The organism is Phenylobacterium sp. (assembly GCF_031984885.1).
Classification (GTDB): domain Bacteria; phylum Pseudomonadota; class Alphaproteobacteria; order Caulobacterales; family Caulobacteraceae; genus Phenylobacterium.
The window spans coordinates 153048-172327 of record NZ_DAMABV010000005.1 but is presented as its reverse complement, the minus strand read 5'-3'; the positions used below and the strand labels follow the sequence as shown (position 1 = coordinate 172327).

At 70.7% G+C, this 19280-nt stretch carries 21 protein-coding genes; 14 read left to right on the top strand and 7 right to left on the bottom strand.

All coding sequences use genetic code 11. The features are described 5' to 3' along the window. Positions 1 to 74 precede the first annotated feature (74 nt). The 7 genes from RTL41_RS09830 to RTL41_RS09800 all read left to right on the top strand — a co-directional run bounded on the left by RTL41_RS09830 (position 75) and on the right by RTL41_RS09800 (position 6771). Complete coding sequence (locus tag RTL41_RS09830; protein WP_312163819.1) at positions 75 to 1052, top strand: iron ABC transporter permease; 978 nt, start codon at positions 75 to 77, stop codon at positions 1050 to 1052. Continuing rightward, on the top strand, positions 1049 to 1825 hold the full coding sequence (locus RTL41_RS09825; RefSeq protein ID WP_312163817.1) for an ABC transporter ATP-binding protein: 777 nt from the start codon (positions 1049 to 1051) through the stop codon (positions 1823 to 1825). The genes RTL41_RS09830 and RTL41_RS09825 overlap by 4 nt, the downstream gene beginning before the upstream one ends. Next, on the top strand, positions 1815 to 2738 hold the full coding sequence (gene cbiB / locus RTL41_RS09820; protein ID WP_312163815.1) for an adenosylcobinamide-phosphate synthase CbiB: 924 nt from the start codon (positions 1815 to 1817) through the stop codon (positions 2736 to 2738). Before RTL41_RS09825 ends, cbiB begins: the two co-directional genes overlap by 11 nt. Next, positions 2726 to 4192 (top strand): cobyric acid synthase, encoded by a 1467-nt coding sequence (locus RTL41_RS09815; protein WP_312163814.1) that lies wholly within the window; start codon positions 2726 to 2728, stop codon positions 4190 to 4192. Before cbiB ends, RTL41_RS09815 begins: the two co-directional genes overlap by 13 nt. After that, positions 4189 to 5217 (top strand): nicotinate-nucleotide--dimethylbenzimidazole phosphoribosyltransferase, encoded by a 1029-nt coding sequence (cobT, locus tag RTL41_RS09810; RefSeq protein WP_312163813.1) that lies wholly within the window; start codon positions 4189 to 4191, stop codon positions 5215 to 5217. The genes RTL41_RS09815 and cobT overlap by 4 nt, the downstream gene beginning before the upstream one ends. Next, on the top strand, positions 5214 to 6005 hold the full coding sequence (gene cobS, locus RTL41_RS09805) for an adenosylcobinamide-GDP ribazoletransferase (RefSeq protein ID WP_312163812.1): 792 nt from the start codon (positions 5214 to 5216) through the stop codon (positions 6003 to 6005). Before cobT ends, cobS begins: the two co-directional genes overlap by 4 nt. A gap of 172 nt (positions 6006 to 6177) precedes the next feature. Further along, the gene (locus RTL41_RS09800) at positions 6178 to 6771 is read left to right on the top strand and encodes a sensor histidine kinase (protein ID WP_312163809.1); all 594 of its coding nucleotides are present in this window, start codon (positions 6178 to 6180) and stop codon (positions 6769 to 6771) included. On the opposite strand, the gene RTL41_RS09795 is transcribed toward RTL41_RS09800, so the two are convergent. Together RTL41_RS09795 and RTL41_RS09790 are read right to left on the bottom strand one after the other, a co-directional pair. Next, positions 6768 to 7433, bottom strand: coding sequence for a Crp/Fnr family transcriptional regulator (locus RTL41_RS09795; RefSeq protein ID WP_312163807.1), 666 nt, complete (start codon positions 7431 to 7433; stop codon positions 6768 to 6770). The genes RTL41_RS09800 and RTL41_RS09795 overlap by 4 nt on opposite strands. A gap of 292 nt (positions 7434 to 7725) precedes the next feature. Beyond that, entirely contained in the window at positions 7726 to 8217 is a 492-nt protein-coding gene (locus RTL41_RS09790) for a pyridoxamine 5'-phosphate oxidase family protein (RefSeq protein WP_312163804.1), read from the bottom strand. Between the two features lie 161 nt (positions 8218 to 8378). Between RTL41_RS09790 and RTL41_RS09785 the strand changes: the two genes are divergently transcribed. The 3 genes from RTL41_RS09785 (at position 8379) to RTL41_RS09775 (ending at position 10726) form a co-directional block, all read left to right on the top strand. Next, positions 8379 to 9143, top strand: coding sequence for a hypothetical protein (locus tag RTL41_RS09785; protein WP_312163803.1), 765 nt, complete (start codon positions 8379 to 8381; stop codon positions 9141 to 9143). A 184-nt stretch (positions 9144 to 9327) separates the two neighbouring features. Then, on the top strand, positions 9328 to 9516 hold the full coding sequence (locus tag RTL41_RS09780; RefSeq protein ID WP_312163802.1) for a hypothetical protein: 189 nt from the start codon (positions 9328 to 9330) through the stop codon (positions 9514 to 9516). A gap of 94 nt (positions 9517 to 9610) precedes the next feature. Continuing rightward, positions 9611 to 10726: a hypothetical protein gene (locus RTL41_RS09775; RefSeq protein WP_312163801.1), complete on the top strand. Its 1116-nt coding sequence runs from the start codon at positions 9611 to 9613 to the stop codon at positions 10724 to 10726. A gap of 290 nt (positions 10727 to 11016) precedes the next feature. On the opposite strand, the gene RTL41_RS09770 is transcribed toward RTL41_RS09775, so the two are convergent. Next, positions 11017 to 11817 (bottom strand): hypothetical protein, encoded by an 801-nt coding sequence (locus tag RTL41_RS09770; protein ID WP_312163799.1) that lies wholly within the window; start codon positions 11815 to 11817, stop codon positions 11017 to 11019. 414 nt (positions 11818 to 12231) lie between these two features. Here RTL41_RS09770 and RTL41_RS09765 point away from each other — a divergent pair, with 414 nt between their 5' ends. After that, positions 12232 to 12612 (top strand): group III truncated hemoglobin, encoded by a 381-nt coding sequence (locus tag RTL41_RS09765; protein ID WP_312163797.1) that lies wholly within the window; start codon positions 12232 to 12234, stop codon positions 12610 to 12612. On the opposite strand, the gene RTL41_RS09760 is transcribed toward RTL41_RS09765, so the two are convergent. After that, on the bottom strand, positions 12609 to 13403 hold the full coding sequence (locus RTL41_RS09760; protein WP_312163795.1) for an SDR family oxidoreductase: 795 nt from the start codon (positions 13401 to 13403) through the stop codon (positions 12609 to 12611). The two genes, RTL41_RS09765 and RTL41_RS09760, sit on opposite strands and share 4 nt — an antisense overlap. 221 nt (positions 13404 to 13624) lie before the next feature. Here RTL41_RS09760 and RTL41_RS09755 point away from each other — a divergent pair, with 221 nt between their 5' ends. After that, complete coding sequence (locus tag RTL41_RS09755; RefSeq protein WP_312163792.1) at positions 13625 to 15127, top strand: NAD(P)/FAD-dependent oxidoreductase; 1503 nt, start codon at positions 13625 to 13627, stop codon at positions 15125 to 15127. A gap of 39 nt (positions 15128 to 15166) precedes the next feature. Here the strand turns inward: RTL41_RS09755 and RTL41_RS09750 are convergent, their stop codons facing one another. Continuing rightward, positions 15167 to 15970: a methyltransferase domain-containing protein gene (locus RTL41_RS09750; RefSeq protein WP_312163790.1), complete on the bottom strand. Its 804-nt coding sequence runs from the start codon at positions 15968 to 15970 to the stop codon at positions 15167 to 15169. 120 nt (positions 15971 to 16090) lie between these two features. On the opposite strand from RTL41_RS09750, the gene RTL41_RS09745 reads away from it, so the two are divergent. Beyond that, entirely contained in the window at positions 16091 to 16939 is an 849-nt protein-coding gene (locus tag RTL41_RS09745; protein WP_312163787.1) for a hypothetical protein, read from the top strand. 7 nt (positions 16940 to 16946) lie between these two features. On the opposite strand, the gene RTL41_RS09740 is transcribed toward RTL41_RS09745, so the two are convergent. Continuing rightward, positions 16947 to 17465: a DUF4440 domain-containing protein gene (locus tag RTL41_RS09740; protein WP_312163785.1), complete on the bottom strand. Its 519-nt coding sequence runs from the start codon at positions 17463 to 17465 to the stop codon at positions 16947 to 16949. Continuing rightward, positions 17420 to 18373, bottom strand: coding sequence for an amidohydrolase family protein (locus tag RTL41_RS09735; protein WP_312163782.1), 954 nt, complete (start codon positions 18371 to 18373; stop codon positions 17420 to 17422). The genes RTL41_RS09740 and RTL41_RS09735 overlap by 46 nt, the downstream gene beginning before the upstream one ends. Positions 18374 to 18551: 178 nt before the next feature. On the opposite strand from RTL41_RS09735, the gene RTL41_RS09730 reads away from it, so the two are divergent. After that, entirely contained in the window at positions 18552 to 19211 is a 660-nt protein-coding gene (locus RTL41_RS09730) for a lysoplasmalogenase family protein (protein ID WP_312163778.1), read from the top strand. Positions 19212 to 19280: the final 69 nt, after the last annotated feature.

The following is a 19280-nucleotide window of genomic DNA, read 5'->3' as shown; positions in this document are numbered from 1 at the left end:
CCTAGAAGCCGCGCAGCGGCTGTCCGGGACGGCCGAAACCGGGATGACGCTCCAACACGTCGGATGCGCCCCGCATGACCCGCCGCCGCACGACCCTCCTCGTCCTCGGCGTCCTGACGGTCCTGCTGGCCCTGGTCAGCATGGCTGCGGGCCGCGTCTGGGTGCCGCTGGCCGACTGGATGAACCCGGCCGATCCGCGCTGGTCGATCATCTTCGAGCTGCGCCTGCCGCGCACCATCCTGGCCATCGCCGTCGGCGCGGCCCTGGGCATGGCCGGCGCGGCCATGCAGGGCTACACCCGCAACCCGCTGGCCGATCCCGGCGCGCTGGGCGTCTCCTCGATGGGGGCGCTGGGCGCGGTGCTGACCCTCTATCTGGGCGCCGGCGCGGCCGAGCCCTGGGTGATCACCGCGTTCGCCATGCTGGGCGCCCTGGTCGCGGTCTTCCTGCTGCTGGCCCTGTCGGGCCGCGCCTCCAGCATCGTCACCTTCGTCCTCGCCGGGGTGATCCTCCAGACCATGGCCGGCGCCGGCGTCGCCCTGGCGCTCAGCCTCGCGCCCAACCCCTGGGCGGTGAACGAGATCGTCAACTGGCTGATGGGCTCGCTGGCCGACCGCAGTCTGCCGGAGGTGCGCACCGCCCTGCCGCTGATCGCGGTCGGCTGCGGCCTGCTGCTGCTGACCGGCCGCAGCCTCGACGCCCTGACCCTCGGCGAGACCGGCGCCCGCTCGCTGGGCGTCAACATGGCCACCGTCCGCTGGATGCTGGCCCTGGGCGTGGCGCTGACCGCCGGCGCCAGCGTCGCGGTCACCGGCGTGATCGGCTTCGTCGGCCTGATCGTCCCGCACCTGCTGCGGCCGCTGGTCGGGGCGCGGCCCGGCGGCCTGCTCTGGCCCAGCGCGCTCGGCGGCGCGGTGCTGGTCCTGGCCGCCGACATCGCCGTGCGCCTCACCCCCGCGGCGGGCGAGGTGAAGCTGGGCGTGGCCATGGCGGTGCTGGGCGGGCCGTTCTTCTTCGCCCTGTTGCTGTCGCTGCGCCGGAGGATCGCATGAGCAGGCTCTCCGCCCACGAGGTGCGCGTCCGCCTCGGCGGCAAGCCGGTGGTCGACGGCGTTTCCGCCGAGTTCCAGGCCGGCACGGTCACCGCCATCCTCGGCCCCAACGGCGCGGGCAAGTCGACCTTGCTCGCCTGCCTCGCGGGCCTGCGGCGGCCCGAGGGCGGCGAGGTCCGCCTGGATGGCGCGGGCCTGCTGGCCATGCCCCCGCGCGCCCGCGCCCGCCGCATCGGCTTCCTGCCCCAGACGCCCGAGGTCGCCTGGGCGGTCGAGGCGCGGATCCTGGTCGGCCTTGGCCGCACGCCCTTCATCGGCTCCAGCGGCCTCTCGATCGAGGACGCCGCCGCCATCGACCGGGCCATGGAGGCGGCCGGCGTCGTCGAGCTGGCCGATCGCGACGTCACCACCCTGTCGGGCGGCGAGCGCGGCCGCGTGCTGATCGCCCGCGCCCTGGCCGGCGACCCCGAATGGCTGCTGGCCGACGAGCCGCTCACCGGCCTCGACCCCGGCCACCAGCTCGACGCCGGCGACCTGTTCCGCACCCTGGCCCACGACCAGGGCAAGGGCGTCGTCGTCACCCTGCACGACCTTTCGCTGGCCGCCCGCGTCGCCGACCGGATCATCGTCATGGCCGCGGGCAGGGTGCTGGCCGACGGCCCGCCGGCCCAGGCCCTGTCTCCAGGGGTGATGGCCAGCGCCTACGGGGTCCGCGCCCGCGTCGTCCAGGGCGACGGCGGGCCGCTGATCGAGATCGTCGGGCGTGGCGGCTGACCCCTGGATCGTCCTCGCCGCCGCCGCGGTGGAAGGCGCCTGCGGCTATCCGGCCCGGCTGCGCGTCCCCCATCCGGTGGTCTGGATCGGCGCGGCCCTGCGCCGCCTCGACCAGGCGCTGAACCGCGGCGGCGACCTCCGGCGCCGGTTCGCCGGCCTCCTGACCCTGCTGCTGGTCGCCGGCGCGGCCGGCGGCGCGGGCCTGCTGCTCGACAGGTTCCTGCAAGGCTGGGCGCTGATCCTGACGATAGGCCTCGGCTCCCTGGGCCTCGCCGCCCGCAGCCTCTACGACCATGTGGCGGCGGTGAGCCGCGCCCTGGGCGCCGAAGACCTCCCCGCCGCCCGCGCCGCCGTGGCCATGATCGTCGGCCGCGACACCGCCGCCCTGGACGCCGATGGCGTCGCGGCCGCCGCCCTCGAAAGCCTGGCCGAGAGCTTCAACGACGGCGTCCTCGCCCCACTGTTCTGGTTCCTGCTCGGCGGCCTCGCCGGCCTCTTCGCCTACAAGGCGGTGAACACCGCCGACAGCGTGATCGGCCACCGCGAGGAGCCCTATCGCTGCTTCGGCTGGGCCGCGGCCCGCGCCGACGACCTGATGAACCTGATCCCGGCCCGCCTGGCCGGCGCGCTCGTCGCCCTGGCCGCCGGCCGCGGCTGGCGGATCATGCTGCGCGACGCGGCCCGGCACGCCTCGCCCAATTCCGGCTGGCCCGAGGCGGCGATGGCCGGGGCGCTGGGCGTGCGGCTGGGCGGCGCGGCCAGCTATGACGGGATCGCCCATGATCGCCCGGTGTTCGGCGACGGGCCGCGCCCTTCGCCCCTGGACCTGGACCGCGGGCTTGGGCTCTATCTGCGCGCCTGCGCGCTCCTCGCCGCCGCGCTCGCCCTGGGAGGACTTGCTTGGCCGCGTTGATGATCCAGGGATGCGGCTCGGACGTCGGCAAGTCGGTGCTGGTCGCCGGCCTCTGCCGGTTGTTCGCCAACCAAGGCCTGAGCGTGCGCCCGTTCAAGCCGCAGAACATGTCGAACAACGCCGCGGTCACCGTCGACGGCGGCGAGATCGGCCGCGCCCAGGCCCTGCAGGCCATCGCCTGCCGCACGCCGGCGAGCGTCGACATGAACCCGGTGCTGCTCAAGCCGCAGTCCGACGTCGGCGCCCAGCTCGTCGTCCGCGGCAAGATGGCCGGGACCTGGCAGGCGCGCGGCTACCAGGAGCGCAAGGCCGCCCTGCTGGACGTGGTGCTGGAGAGCTTCCGCGCTCTCCAGGCGCAGAGCGACCTCGTCATCGTCGAGGGCGCGGGCAGCCCGGCCGAGACCAACCTGCGCGCCGGCGACATCGCCAATATGGGCTTCGCCCGCGCCGCCCAGGTTCCCGTCGTGCTGGTCGGCGACATCGACCGCGGCCACGTCATCGCCGCCCTGGTCGGCGCCCATGCGGTGCTGGAGCCGGCCGACCGCGACATGATCGCCGGCTTCCTGATCAACAAGTTCCGCGGCGATCCCAGCCTGTTCGACGACGGCCGCGCCGAGATCGCGGCCCGCACAGGCTGGGCGGATCTCGGCATGGCGCCCTGGCTCGCCGCCGCCCGCCGCCTGCCGGCCGAGGACGCCGTGGTGCTGGACCGCGCCGGCCCGGGCCGGGCGCGCAGGGTGAGGATCGTCGCTCCCATGTTCCCGCGTATCGCCAATTTCGACGACTTCGACCCCCTGCGCGCCGAGCCGCAGGTGGACTTCGGCTTCGTCCCGCCGGGCTCGCCGCTGCCGGGCGACGCCGACCTGGTCATCCTGCCCGGGACCAAGGCCACCCTGGCCGATCTCGCCTTCCTGCGCGCCCAGGGCTGGGACATCGACCTCGCCGCCCATGTCCGCCGCGGCGGGCGGGTGCTGGGGGTCTGCGGCGGCTTCCAGATGCTGGGCCGCGCGATCAGCGATCCGGAGGGCGTCGAGGGGCCGGCGGGCGCGGCCCCGGGGCTGGGCCTGCTCGACGTCGAGACGGTGCTGACCGGCGACAAGGTCCTGCGGCCGACGACCGGCCGCCTGGTCTCCGGTGCAGCCTTCGCCGGCTACGAGATCCATGTCGGCCGCACCCTGGGCCCGGACCTGCAACGCCCGTTGCTGATCTGCGACGACGGGGCGGGCGAGGGGGCGGTCTCCGCCGACGGCCGCATCGCCGGCGCCTATGTCCACGGCCTGTTCGACCGCGCCGAGGCCCGCGCCGCCCTGCTGGCGCAACTGGGCGCGGCCTCGGACGGCCTCGACCAGCACGCCCGCGTCGACGCCGCCCTGGACGAGATCGCCGCCGTCCTCCAGCAATCCTTCGACATCCCCCGCCTGGCGGCCATCGCCGGCCTGGAGCAGCGCCCATGATCCCCGTCGTCCCCCTCGACCGCAGCCGCGAGGCGGCCCTGCGCGCCCTGGTCGACGGCAAGGCCAAGCCGCTCGGCGCGCTCGGCCGCATCGAGGATCTCGCCGTGCGCCTGGCCCTGATCTCCGGGCGCGAGGACCCCAGCTTCGACAAGGCCCTGCTGCTGGTCTTCGCCGGCGACCACGGGCTCAACCAGGCCGGCGTCTCGGCCTATCCCTCGGCGGTGACCACGGCGATGGTCGCCACCCTGCTGGCCGGCCGCGCCAGCGCCAACGCCTTCGCCCGGGTGGTCGGGGCGGAGGTTCGCGTGGTCGACGCCGGCGTCGCCGCGGACCTGGCCCCGCATCCGGCCCTGGTCGACGCCAAGGTGCGCCGCGGCACCCGCAACGCCGCCAGCCAGCCGGCGCTGACGCCTGACGAGGTCCAGTCGGCCCTCGCCCGCGGCGCCGCCGTCGCCCGCCGCGCCGTCGAGGCCGAGGGCTTCGACATCCTCGCGGTCGGAGAGATGGGCATCGGCAACAGCGCCAGCGCCGCCCTGATCCTGCACCGCCTGGCCCCCGCGCCGCTGGCCGACTGCATCGGCCTGGGCGCCGGCCACGACGCCGAGGGCCTGGCCCGCAAGCACGCGGTCCTCGCCCAGGCCGCCGCCCGCAGCGACGCCAGCGATCCTCCAGGCGTGCTGGCCGAGTTCGGCGGCCTGGAGATCATCGCCATGGCCGGGGCGATCCTGGGGGCGGCGGCGGCCCGCACGCCGGTGCTGGTCGACGGCTTCATCGCTTCGACCGCCGCCCTGGCGGCCATCCGCCTCGAACCGGCCGCCGCCGACTACTGCATCTTCGCCCATCGCTCGGCCGAGAAGGGCCACGCCCTGGTGCTGGAGGCGGCCGGCGCCGAGCCGCTGGTCGATCTCTCCATGCGGCTGGGCGAGGGGACCGGCGCGCTGCTGGCCCTGCCCATGGTCCGCGCCGCCGCCGCCCTGCTGAGCGAGGTCGCCAGCCTCGACGACGTGCTGGCCGGCCGGCTGTGAGCTTCGCGGTCCATCAACTGCGGCTCTTCCTCTGCGCGGTGCAGTTCCTGACCCGCGCGCCGACCCCGGCCCTGAGGGAGTTCGAGCCGGACTGGATCTCGCGCAGCGCCCGCTACTTCCCCCTGGTCGGCCTGCTGGTCGGCGCGCTCTGCGCGGCGGTGTTCTGGGCCGCCTCGCAGCTCTGGAGCGGCTGGCTACCGGCCCTGCTGGCCATCGCGGCCGGGGTGCTGGTCACCGGCGCCTTCCACGAGGACGGCCTGGCCGACACCGCCGACGGGCTGGGCGGCGGTTCGACGCCCGAGCGCCGCCTGGAGATCATGAAGGACAGCCGCATCGGGACCTACGGCGCCCTCGCCCTCGGCCTGGTCCTGGCGCTGAAGGCCGCTTCCCTGGCCACGCTGCCGCCGGCCCTGGGGGCCTGGACCCTGATCGCCGCCCATGCGGCCGGGCGCGGCGCGGCGGTGCTGGCCATGCGTGTGCTGACCTATGTCCGCGACATCGACGCCGGCAAGTGGAAGCCCGCGCCCTCGGATCTCAGCTTCTGGGAGGTGCTCGCCGCCCTGACCATCGCCGCCCTGCCGCTGGCCCTGTCGCCCGGCGGCGTGGTCCTCGGCGGCCTGGCGACTGGGGCCGGCCTGGCGCTGCTGCTGGCCCTGGCCGCGCGGCGGTTGCTGGGCGGCTATACCGGCGACGTGCTCGGCGCGGTCGAGCAGCTTTTCGAGTTGGGATTCACCCTGGGCGTCGCCGCCAGTCTGGCCTGGGCGGCCGGACAGGTTTCCGAACACTGAGAATCGGGTTCAAACTCCACGACCTGGACGGGAATTATTCAGCTTTCGCAGCGCTGTCGCGCCGCATACTGTTTGAGTCCCTGAGATAACTGTCGCTTCGCAGTCAGATCACGCGGGCGGCTGTGGATATACTTATCTCGGGGTGAGAAGACGTGGGGCGTCAGGCGACAAGATGACGGACGAAGGTCAGGACGACGTCCGGGCGGCGGAGATGCGCCATCGCGCCGCCAACACCTTCCAGCTCATATCGGCCCTGGCCCGGATGCGCGGCCAGCGCACCGCCGAGCCCGAGGCGCGCCGCCAACTGGTCTGGATGGCCGAGGCGATCGGCGCCCTGGGCGCGCTCGAGCGGCACCGGTGCGAGGGCGGCGTCGACTTCCAGGAGTATCTGCTCGAGATGGCCCCGATCTGGCGTCGCCGCCAGGCGACCGAGGTCGTGGTCGCCCTGGAGCCCATCGTGACGCCCGACCAGGCCGCCTCGACCCTGGCGCTGATCGTTCACGAACTGGTCGCCAACGCGCTGGCCCACGCCTATCCGGAGGGCGCGCCGGGGCAGGTCGAGGTCCGCCTCTCGCGGACGCCGGACGCCGGACGCTACGAACTGATGGTGAAGGACCAGGGCCGCGGCTTCGATCCGGCCTCGCCGACCGGCCGCGAGCGGTTCGGCCTCTGGTTCGTCCGCAGCCTGGCCGCCCAGGTGCGCGGCGACCTGAAGCTCGACACCCAGCCGGGCGGGGTGACGGCGCACCTGGTCTTTTCGCTCTAGGAGCGGGCCGTCTCGGCGGGGGGCGTCTCGGGCAGCAGCCGTTCATAGTGGCGGCGCACGACCTCGTAGCATTCGCAGGCGGCCGACTGCAGGCCCTCGCGGTCGACGATGTCCACGATGCCGCGGCGATAGCGGATCAGGCCCTTGTCCTGCAGGGCGCGGGCGACCGCCGTCACCGTCGTGCGCTGGACGCCCAGCATGTCGGCCAGGAATTCCTGGGTCAGGGCGACGGTGTCGGTCGGGATCCGGTCGTGGCAGGTCAGCAGCCAGCGGCAGAACCGCGCCTCGACCGAGTGCAGGGCGTTGCAGGCGGCCGACTGCGTGGTGTGGCCCAGCAGCGCCTCGGCGTGGCGGTCGACCATCTCGCGGATGCGCGGGCTCTTCTCCCAGGCGTCGTGCAACTGGCTGGAGCCGATCCGCGAGCAGCGGCAGGGGGTCTGGACGATGGCCCGCGAGAGCGAGTGGCGCGGGGCGACCGCCGAGGACAGGCCGACCGCGCCCTCGCGGCCGATGGTCGCGCTCTCGATCGCCGCGCCGTTCTCCATCAAGGTCATCATCGAGATGACGCCGTCGTGCGGGAAGTAGACGACGTCCACCCGGTCGCCGGGCTCGTACAATAGGCGAGCCCGCTCGAGGTCCATGTGGGTCAGGTGCGGCGCCACCAGCCTGTAGTCCTCCGGAGGCAGTGCGGCGAGTAAGCGGTTTTGCACTGAACTCGGAGACCTTCGTGGGGGAGAATCAAGCGTCGCCTTGGGGCTTGGCGTTAACCTAGTCCGCCCGCATCCTGATGACTGTCGTGAACACGACACAACTTCGCCGGTGAGGAGGTGAAATTAAACTACCGCGCGAGCAGGGGCGCGAGAACTGGCGAAGACCGACCGCCGTTCTTGGAAACTCATATTGGACCGAAGTATATCCTGGACTGAAGCATGTCCGCGCGCGGGCGCGAGCCGATCAGTGGAAGTGCAGGTTCGCCCGCCCGCCCAGGTGGGGCTCGTGTTTCCTGGCGTTCGCCATGGCGATTTCCCAGGCGAAGGTCACCGGCCCGGTCTGCGAACACCAGACGTCGGCGTCCCGGCAATCGAGGCAGATCAGCGTCAGCCGCGGGTCGTCCTTGCCCTGCGGGCGCCAGGCGGCGACCACGGCGTTCCAATACTTGGCGATCCGCGCCTCGTCATGCTGCAGCGTCATTTCGCCGGTGATGCAGGCCTGCAGTTCGCGGTGCTGGAAGACGAACAGGCCCTGGCGGCCCTCGCCGATCTGGCGTGCGAGCTCGGTGTCGGCCCCCGTGAAGAACCACAGCCGCTCGCCCTCCCGCTCGACGAAGGCGGTCATCGGCTGCAGGGCGCTTTCGCCCGCCAGGCCCAGCATCCCGACCTGATGGCGCTCGATGTCGTCCCATAGCTTCCGCTCGACGGCGGCGCGGTCGTTCATGTCGATGTTCATGACGGCTCCTCGCTGACGCGGTCTCCATTGAACCCGGAAGCACGGCCGAGGTTCCGACGCCAAGCATCACCTTTCCCTTGCGTCACGCTTCCCAGGACGGCGGCGGCTGGGCCATGATGGGCCATTCTTTCGACTGCCGATTCAAAGTTGAGATCATTTAGATGAGCGAGATCGTCGTCCCCCGCCAATTTCGCGGGCCTCCCTTCACGGCCAATGGCGGCTACATCTGCGGCGTGCTGTCCGGCGCGGTCGGCGGCCGCGGCGTGGCGATGCTGCGCGCCGGCGTGCCGCTCGACACGGCCGTCACCCTGAAGCCCGGCGAGGGCGAGGGCGTGCTGCTGGTCAACGCCGAGGGCGCGGTCCTCGGCTCGGCCCGGCCGGCCGAAGACAGCCAGATCCCCAATCCGCCGCCGGCGCCGCCGACCATCGAGGAGGCCAAGGCCTTCGCGTCGGCCTCGCCGTTCGCCCAGCGCTCCCTGCACCGCGGCTGCTTCTCGTGCTGCATCGAGCGCGAGGCCGGCGAGGGCCTGGGCGTCCATGTCGGCCAGATCGACGGCGCGCCGCTCGGCCAGTGCGCCGGAACCTGGACGCCGCACGCCAACTTCGCCGACGCCGACGGAACCATCCCCGACGAAATCACCTGGGGCGCGCTCGACTGCCCCGGTTCGATGGCCTGGTGGATCAAGACCGGCTCGCCGGTCGGCCTGCTCGGCACCATGGCCGGCGAGGTGCTGCGCAAGCCCAAGGCGGGCGAGACCTATGTCGTCGTCGCCTGGGCCCGCGAGGTCGAAGGCCGCAAGCATTTCGCCGGGGTCGCGCTGTTCGACGGCGCCGGCGAGGTCATGGCCCGCTCGGGCCAGATCTGGATCGGCCGCCCGCCGGGCGCGCCCATGCCGACGCCGCTGGCCACCACGCAGCAGGCCTGAACGGGCCGACGGCGCCGACTTCGGAGGAGGGGCGAAAGCCCTTCCTCTCCAGGTCGATCGTTCGCGATCGCAACGGCTTAGGGCGCGCTCAGCGAACGAAGTTCGCGGAACATCCGCAGATTTTACCTGTCGCTAACCATAAGGGCGCAAGCTTCCCCTACGTCGCGATTAGAAAGATCGTCCGATGTTCAAGGTGGAGTTCCATTTCCTGGGCGAGGGCCTCTGGAGCCGGGCGGCCCCGATGACGCAGTTGGCGGCCGCGCACCTGGCCAAGACCCTGCAGGAACTCGGCTTCGCCGATGAAGCCCGGGTGGTGTCGAGCCGCCCTCTCGAAGATCGCGACGACGGCCATCTGCTGGACGTCCGCATCTGACCGCTCAGTCGGCGGCTGCGTTGCAATTGTTGATTGTGCCTTGAAGGAGGCCGCGGACGATCCTAGGACGCGGAGTCTGGGGGATTATTGTACCGTGTCGCGCGATCGAACCTTCCGAAGTCTCGAATACCTCAAGAAGAGCGCGGCCACGTCTCGTGTGCTGAACCTCTGGCAGATCGCCCTGCGTGACGGCGCCAAGCCTGACCACGAGCAGAACCCCTTCTTCCGCAACTCGCTGCTCAATCGCAGCATCATCCTCAAGCATCGGGTGCGGGGCGGGGAGGCCGACCTCTTCGACTATCCCGTCCAGACCGCCACCAAGATCCTGCTGCCGATCGCCGAGCGCGAGCTGCGCTACGGCGCGCGCTTCCTGTTCGTCGGCCAGCGCGACTTCGAGGAGGTCGCCTCCGCGTCCTTCGCCGACGACCTGCGGCGCGGATCGCGCGACCGGCTGGTGCTCGACATCATCGCCGGCCTGCCCTCGCTCGACCCGTTCCTGATGCGCGAGAGCCTGAAGACCAACGGCTTCACCCCGGCGAGCTGCTACTTCAACCTCTCGGACGGCGACGTGGAGCGGATGTCGGCCTCGGCCCGCCAGGAGCTGGAGCCGCTGGTGCGGATGTCGTTCGGCTCGGGCCACGCCTTCGCGGCCAAGTCGGCGACCCTGCTCTCCAAGCTGCTGTCCGACGCGGGCAGCGCCGAGCTCGAACCCCTGCGCCGGGTCATGAACATGGACGCCCAGCAGTTCCGCGAGGGCGTGTTCTGCTGGAAGGCCTTCCTCTATTACAAATGGCAACTGCGCGACCTGCTGCCGCGCATCCGCAAGGTGGTCGAGGAGATCGCCGTCATCCGCCCGGTCGGCGCCATGGAGCCCGAGGACCGGGTCTACGTCACCCGCATCAAGAAGGACCTGCGCGGCTGGATCTTCGCGGCGACGGGCGCGGTGACCGAGGCGCTGGCCACCTACGACACCGCCTATGCGGCCCTGACCCAGAAGAGCGACCCGGCCTCGTTCCGCGACTTCCTGCTGCGCGCGCCGGCCATGTTCAACAGCCTGGGCGAGCGGCTCAGCAGCATCGAGCACGTGGCCAGCTTCTGGCGCTTCCGCTTCCCGCCGGGCCAGTTGCAGCGCATCGCCGTCGACGAGCTGATCGACATCTTCATGGACTTCGAGGCCAGCCTGAACACCGTCTCGGTCGAGCCGGTCTAGGGATCACGGACCCCACGTCCTCCCCCTTTAGGCAAGGCGCCTTCGCCCACCTCCTGCGATCGTCATCCCCGGCCGCGCAGGCGTGCCGGGGATCCATACGCGCCTGGGATCGCCGGCGGACCTCGGCGTCCATGGATGGCCGGGCGGCCCGGCCATGACGAGCCAGAGGGGGAAATTCATAGGCGATACCCCCATCACGATAGAGGAGGAACAGGAGCGCCTTGCCTGCAAAAGAAAGGCGCCCCCGGCGTGAGCCGGGAGCGCCCTGCGTCCGATCTGGCGATCGAAGCTTAGAAGGCCGCGCCGATCGCGGAGATCACGCCCTGGCCCAGCGAACCGCCGAACAGGTTCGTGGCCGAGCCGAGCGAAGCGCCGGCCTGGTCGCGGTCGCGCAGGCTGCCGCCGAAGGTGTAGCGCAGGCCGATCTTGAAAGTGTCCGACTTCAGGTCGACATCGTCCATCTCGCCATGCTCGTAGGCGCCGGTGATGCTCCACGGGGTGCTCGCGAACTGGTACTCGGCGTCGGCGCCGACGTTCCAGATGTCGAGGTCGCCGCCCTTGGCGTCGGCCTTGGTGTAGCCGGCCGAGCCCTGGAGCTTGAAGTTGTCGGTCACGAAGTAGCGCAGTTCGGCGCGGCCGGCCCAGAAGTCCACGTCGTCCAGGTCGTCCGACTGGCCATAGCCGATCTGGCCGTACAGGGTGGCCTTGGGGGCGACATTGTACTGGGCTTCGGCGCCCACGGCCCACAGGGTCACGTCGTCGCTCTTGCTGACGCCGACGAAGCCGCCGGCCAGGCCGCCGTCGAAGGTCTTGTTCAGGTGGCCGGTCACGGCCCAGGTGGTGGCGTCGCCGCCGTCGGTGTCAAAGTTCGTCACCGAACCATCGACGGCGCCGCGCAGCGACGAACCGACGTCGAAGGCCACCGCGCCTTCGCCCTGGATGACGTCGGCGTCGGTGTCGCCGAGCACGCCGGCGTCGATTTCGACGCGGCTATAGTTGGCGCCGACATGGCCGACGGTCTGGGCTTGAGCGGCGCCGGTCAGCGCGAAAAAGGCGGCCGCTGCGGCCGTCGCGATCAGTTGGGTCTTCACGTTCTTGTCCCCTTTTGGGCTTGAAACACTGAGGCCCAGCTATGCCTGTCATCCCTCCGTCACAATGGTTCGGGCCTTCGGATTTCGCCGGTCTGCGAAGGGTGTGACCGGTCAGTCACACTTCGAAGCGGTGCTCTTGAAAAGCGAATTTGGCGGCCTATGACCGGCCGCGGAATCGCAAGATTTGGCCTCAAACGACCGGCTTTCGCCCCCCTCGCGCAAGGGTGCGTGCAGCCTCCTCCGCCAGGGCGTCCCGAAAAACCGTACGGATCGGTCGTTTGATATCTAACGAAATGGATTCGCGTTTTCGGGTCGATCTGGAGCCGGCCGACGATCGCCAAGCTCAGGCCCGCAGGCGGACCCCCGGACAATCCCGGACTTTCGTCCCGGCTGCCGCGCGCCTATCTGGCGCCTATGCATTCGGACGTGACGCCCCAGAACCTGCGCGAACTCGTCGGCCGCTTCTACGGCCATGCGCGCGAAGACGACCTGCTGGGCCCGGTGTTCGACGCGGCCATCGACGACTGGGACCATCACCTCGACCATATCGCCCAGTTCTGGGCCGCGGGCCTGCTGGGCGCCGGCCGCTTCACCGGCCGGCCGATGGCCGCGCACATGCGCCACCCGATCACCCCGCCGATGTTCGACCGCTGGCTGGCGCTGTGGAAGCAGGCGACCGACGAGACCTACGTCCCGCCGATCGCCCAGGGCCTCCAGGCCAGGGCCGCGCGCATCGCCGAAAGCTTCAAGCTCGGCCTCTTTTACCGCCCGGCCGAGGACGCGGCCGCCGGCTAGCTGGCCGAGGCGTAGTTCGCCAGCGCATCGCCGCTGGCGTCGCCGGCCCCGCTGCCGCCGTCCACCGGGATGATCGCGCCGTTCACATAGGCCGCCTTGTCGGTGGAAAGGAAGATGGCCATGTCGGCGATCTCGTCCTTCTGGCCATAGCGGCGCATCGGGTTGCGGCTCTTCACCCGCGCCTCGGCCTCCGGGGTCGGGGCCAGGCGGGCCATGCCCTCGGTGTCGGCGATCGGGCCGGGCGAGATGGCGTTGACCCGCACCCCGGCCGGTCCCCATTCCAGCGCCAGGCACTTGGTCAGCATGTTGATCCCGGCCTTGGCCGCGCAGACATGGGCCTGGAACATCGAGGCCCGCTCGCCCTGGCCGGCGGTGATCGAGATCAGCGAGGCCCCCGGCCGGCGCAGGAACTCGAACGAGGCGCGCAGCACGTTGAAGGTGCCGATCAGGTCGATGTCGACCACGGTCTTGAAGCCGTTGGCGCTCATGCCCAGGGCCGGAGCCACGAAGTTGCCCGCCGCCCCCGACAGCACGATGTCGATGGGGCCGAACTCATCGTGGGTGCGCTTCAGCGCCGCCTCGACCGCGGCGTAGTCGCGCACGTCGGCCGCCACGCCGATGCAGGGGCCGAAGGCCTGCACCTCCTTGACCGCCGCCTCCACCCTCTCGGCGCTGCGGCTGATGATCGCCACGTTCGCGCCCGCGGCCGCGAAACGCTTGGCGATGCCCAGGTTGATCCCGCTCGATCCCCCGGCCACGAACGCCGTCTTGCCCGCCAGTTCCTGCGTCATTGGTCCTCTCCCTTGATCTGGCGGCGAGCTTAGTCCCGCCGGGGACGGGCGCGGAAGCCTGACCCTACGGAGGGGCACGGCCGCCGCGGCCGTCGATTTTTCGAAGAACGGGTGTGGCGCCGCGTCACGCAAACCCTTGACGCGGCGTCTGCGGCTTGTTCATTATCAGCGATAACTTATGAGGCCGCGATGAGCGGTCCGCACCTAGGGTAAGGGAACAGATGACCGCCACCGACATGATCGCCGAGCGCCCCAGCCCGGCCGCCGTCGAACACTTCGACGTCCTCATCGTGGGAGCCGGGATCTCCGGAATCGGCGCGGCCTATCATCTCCAGACCCAGCGCCCGGGGACCAGCTTCGTCATCCTGGAGACCAAGGACAGCTTCGGCGGCACCTGGGTGACCCACAAGTATCCCGGCATCCGCTCGGACAGCGACCTCTACACCTTCGGCTATCGCTTCAAGCCCTGGACCGGCACGCCCATCGCCACGGCCCAGGAAATCCTCAACTACATGAGCGAGGTGATCGAGGAGAACGACATCGCCCGCCACATCCGCTACGGGCACAAGATCGTCGGCTCGAGCTGGTCCAGCCAGGACAATCTCTGGACCGTCGACGTGGAGCGGACCGACGGCGCGCGGCTGCAGTTCACCACCAACTTCCTGTTCATGTGCCAGGGCTACTTCAAGCACGACGAGGGCTACACGCCCGAGTGGGAAGGCATGGCGGACTTCAAGGGCAAGATCGTCCATCCGCAGACCTGGCCGGAAGACCTCGACTACAAGGGCAAGCGGGTCATCGTCATCGGCTCGGGCGCGACCGCCGCGACCCTGGTGCCGAACATCGCCGACGAAACGGCGCACGTCACCCTGCTGCAGCGCTCGCCGACCTGGTTCATCCCCGGCCGCAACGCCAACGAGCTGGCCGACACCCTGCGCGAGCTGAAGATCGACGAGACCTGGATCCACGAGATCGTCCGCCGCAAGATCCTGTTCGACCAGGACGCCTTCACCCGCCGCGCCCAGGAGGAGTCCGAGACCGTCAAGGCCGAGCTGCTGGCCGGCGTGCGCATGTTCCTGGGCCCCGACTTCGACGTCGACAAGCACTTCACCCCCCGCTATCGCCCCTGGCGCCAGCGCATCGCCTTCATTCCCGATGGGGACCTGTTCCGCGGCATCGCGGCGGGCAAGGCCTCGGTGGTCACCGACGAGATCGAGCGCTTCACCGAAAAGGGCATCCTGCTGAAGTCGGGCCAGGAGCTGGAAGCCGACATCATCGTCAGCGCCACCGGCTTCCACCTCAGCGTGATGGGCGACATTCCGTTCGAGGTGGACGGCAAGCCCGTCGACTGGGCCAAGACCGTCACCTATCGCGGCATGATGTTCACCGGCGTGCCGAACCTCGCCTGGGTGTTCGGCTACTTCCGCGCCTCCTGGACCCTGCGCGCCGACCTGATGGGCGACTTCGTGGCCCGCCTGCTGGCGCACATGCAGGACAAGGGCGCCAAGAAGGTCGTCCCGCAACTGCGGCCCGAGGATCGGGACGCCGAGCTGCTGCCCTGGATCGACCCGGAAAACTTCAACCCCGGCTACCTGATGCGCGGCATGCACCTGCTGCCCAAGAGCATCGACAAGCCGGAATGGCGCCACACCCAGGATTACTGGACCGAGAAGGACGAACTGCCCAAGGTTGATCTGGACGAACCAGCCCTCGTCTACGATTGACCGGCTGCGGCGCCTCCCTCGGGGGGCGCCGCACACCTTCTAGACGCTGGCGGTCACGACCAGCGCCTGGCCCTTGCCGACGATCGCGCCGCTTCCCAGCGCGCGGGTCAGCGCCTCGGCCACCGCCGCGATCGCCTCGCCCGCGCCGCCTGGCCTGCGGGCCTCGATCTCGCCCAGCAGCGGCGTCCCGGTGCAGAGCCCCTCGGCCGCCGCCTGCGCCGAGTCCGAGCGTATCTCCCGCGACACCGTCTCGATCTCCACCCCGCCGAAGCCCGCCTGCGCCAGCGCCGCGCGGATATGGGCCTCGTCGTGATAGCCGAACGGGGTGCGGGCCAGGAACGCCGGCGGATCGTCGGGGAACAGCGCCGCGACGCTCTCGTTGGCGATCTTCGAGACGTCGTTGGCCTCCAGGGCGTCCCAGACGTTGAACACGAACCGGCCGCCCGGCTTCAGCACCCGGTGCGCCTCGCGATAGCCGGCCGGCTTGTCGGGAAAGAACATCACCCCGAACTGGGTCACCACGGCGTCGAAGCTGGCGTCCTCGAACGGCAGGGCCTGGGCGTCGGCCTGGCGCCACTCGACATTGGGCGCGGCGATCAGCTCGGCCGCCTTGGCCAGCATCGGCTCGTTGAGGTCGGTGGCCGTGATCCTGGCCCCCGGCGCCGCGCGCGCCAGATGCCGCGTCACCCGGCCGGTCCCGGCCGCGGTCTCCAGCAGGGCGCCGGCAAATCCCTTGAAACGGTCCGCCATCTCGATGGCGTAGGGCTCGAACAGCATCGGGCCGAGGCAGCGGTCATAGACCTCCGGTATCGATCCGACGAAAGCCCGGTCGGTGGCGCTCATGGGCTCCTCCATCGATGGAGGGCCATCCTAGCACGCTGATATTACGCCGTTATCTAGGGGTTTCCCCCGATAGGCCGCCAGGCTGCGCCGCACGATCCTGGGTTCGATCAGGAGGCGTTCATGGACGTTCTGAAGGGCTGGGTGGACGGCGCGCCGATCCTTATCCTCGGCGTCGCCGTGCTGGTGCTGATGCTGTTGGCGGCGTTGACCGGCGCGACGATCCGGCGGCGGCACGAACGCGACCGCCAGGGCGAGGCGCTCGGCGAAGGCGAGGGCTACATCGTCTCCGGCGTGCTGGGCCTGCTGGCCCTGCTGCTGGGCTTCACCTTCGCGCTGGCCGTGGATCGCTTCGAAACCCGCCGCGCCCTGGTGCTGCAGGAAGCCAACGCCATCGGCACCACCTACCTGCGCACGCAACTGCTGGAGGAACCGCACCGCGCGCGGATCAGCGGCCTGCTGGTCGACTACGCCGACAACCGGCTCGCCCTGGCCAAAGCCGAGTTTCCCGAAGGGCGAGACCTGCTGGCCAGGAACGACCGCCTGGTGACCGAGCTCTGGGCCGCCACCTCCTCGGCCTTCCTGACGATCAAGGGCCTGGACTTCTCCAGCACCTATCTCGACAGCATGAACAACCTCATCGACCTCGACGCCGCCCGCAAGGCGGCGCGACAGGTGCGCGTGCCGACCGAGGTGTTCGTGATCCTGGTGGTCTATCTGGTCGTGACCGCCGGGGTGCTGGGCTATGTGTTCGATGGTTCGCGCGGCCGCGCCGCGGCGGTGTTCATGCTGCTGCTGCTCTCGATGTCGCTGATGCTGATCATCGACATCGACCGGCCGCGCCGGGGCGGCATCCAGGAAGGCCAGGGGCCGATGGAAGCGCTGCTGAAGTCCCTGAAGTCCGAGCCGCCCAGCGTCTACGACCGCTACCGCATCGAGGACGCCAGGCCGATCGCCGCGCCGGCGAACTGAACGCACCCTACCGGCAGCGCGTGATCGTGTCGGTCTGGCCCTTGGAGCGGATCTCGCCGCCGACCAGCACCAGGGTCTGCTCGGTGTCGGCGCAGGCCCGGCGCGTGCGCCCCTGGCTCTGGATGGTGGTGACCTCGCGGCCGGTCAGCCTGGCGCTGCGCCCGTCGGCGGCGATCTCGACCTTGTCGACCACGCCGCGCTCGGTCGAGGTCGCGCCGGCCAGGAACTTCGCCGCCTGGGCGCGGGCCTGCGCCACGCTGCTGCGGCCATAGGGGATCATGCCGCCGTTCTTGATGTCGCGGGTCTGGTCGACGAACACCGCGTCCTTGGTGAAGAGGGCGAAGTAGCCGTCCAGGTCGCGGGCGTTCCAGGCCGCCTCCTGCTTCTGGGCGAAGGCCCGCGCCTGCGCCTTGGTCAGCCGCGGGGCGGCATGGGCGGGCGGCGCGATCAGCGCCGCCGCCAGCAGGAGGGCCAGCGCCTTCAGCGGTCCAGCCCCAGCGCCCGCGCCGCGTTGCCGCCCATCCACTTCTCGCGGACGGACTGCTTCAGCGGCAGTTCGTCGGTCTCGGCGACCAGTTGGTGCAGCGGCACGTTCAGCGTCCCCCAGCCGGTGGCGAAGATGATCTTGTCCTGCAGGTTGCGCGCTCCGTAATAGATCAGCGCCTCGTAGCCGGCGCCTGGCGCCAGCATGTGCTTCACCCGCTTGCAGGCGAAGTCGATGTAGATGTTCTGGTGACGCGAGGCGATGGCGCAGGTCTCGGCCACCCACGGCCAGCCGGTCAGGCCCGCCACGATCCGCAGCTCGGGGAAGCGCACCGCCACCTCGTCCAGGTATTTCGGGTGCGCGTAGTCGTAGGGCCGGTCCGACAGCAGGTGCAGCCCCGCGGTGATCCGCACCGGGATGTCCAGCTCCACGCACTTGGCCAGGAAGGGCCAGTAGGCCGGATCGTTGATGTAGCGCCCCTCGCGGTAGGACGAGATCTCGAAGCCCTTGCAGCCCCACTCGCGCACCCCGCGCTCCAGCGCCGCCACGCCCTCGGCGCCCTCGTCGCCCCAGATGCGGAACCAGGGGATCAGCCGGTCGGGATATTCGGCCGCGAACCGGGCCACGTCCTCGTTGCTGGCCCGGCGCCCGGCGTTGCCGATGCAGGCATGGCGGACCTGGGCGGTGTCGAGCATGCCGATCACCTGCTCGTGGCTCATCGCCCGGCCCATGTCGACCTCGCACAGCTTCAGCGCCAGCGAGGTCAGGCCCTCGCTCGCCTTGGCCGCGTTGAACTCCTCCAGGCTCATGCCGATCTGGGCGGCCCAGCCGGGCGCCATCTGCTGGGCGTAGCCTTCCTTGTCGAACCCGCGCCCGGACTTGATCAGCCGGATCGTGTCCTCGACCGCTTCCTTGGTCGGGGTGTCGCATTCGAAATCGATGATCATCATGGGCGTGTTTCGTTCCTAATGAATCGGTGGGCGCCTGGCCCTTATGGGCGACACCCTAGCCCGCCCGGCCCGGCAGGACAGCACCGGCGTCGCGTCGGGCGGTCGCCATCCGACGCACCAGGTGGTGACGCCGCGCCCACGGCGCAGCTAGACTTGGCGCAAACGGGGGGAGACCAAGATGGACCGGAAAAGTCCGCTGGCCGGGCTGGTGCTGGCCGCGTCGGTGATCGCGGGGGTCAGCTATGTCGCCTCCTGGAACATGGCGCTGCCGGAGGGCGTCGGCACGGCCTGGAAGGGCGCGGGCGTGGCGCTGCTGGCGGTCTATGCCGGGCTCCGCGCGCGCAATTTCGATGGCTGGCTGATCTGCGCGGTCATGGCCTTCGGCGCGCTGGGCGACGTGCTGCTGGAGACCCACGGCCTCAATGTCGGGGCGATCGCCTTCCTGGTCGGCCATCTGATCGCCATCGGCCTCTATCTGCGCCATCGCCGCCGCGGCCTTAGCAATGCCGACAAGCTGGCGCTCGCCGTGCTCGTGCCGGCCGTCGCGATCGCCGCCTATCTGCTGCCGGCCGACCGCAGTCTGGGGGCCGGGGCGGCGCTCTATTCCCTGGGCCTGGCAATCATGGCCGCCTGCGCCTGGGCCAGCCGCTTCCCGCGCACGCTGGTCGGGCTGGGGGCGGCGATGTTCGTGGTCTCCGACCTGCTGATCTTCGGCCGCGCCGGGCCGCTGGCGGGGGCGGCCTGGGTCGGGCTGGCGATCTGGGGCCTCTACTATTTCGGCCAGCTCCTGATCTGCGTCGGCGTCGTCCGCGGCCTTGGCCGGGCGCGCCGGCTCTAGCTGCGACCTTTCGGCGGCGCCCACAATTCGCCCCTTTCGCGGGGAATGCAGGGACGGTTCAGCGGCCCC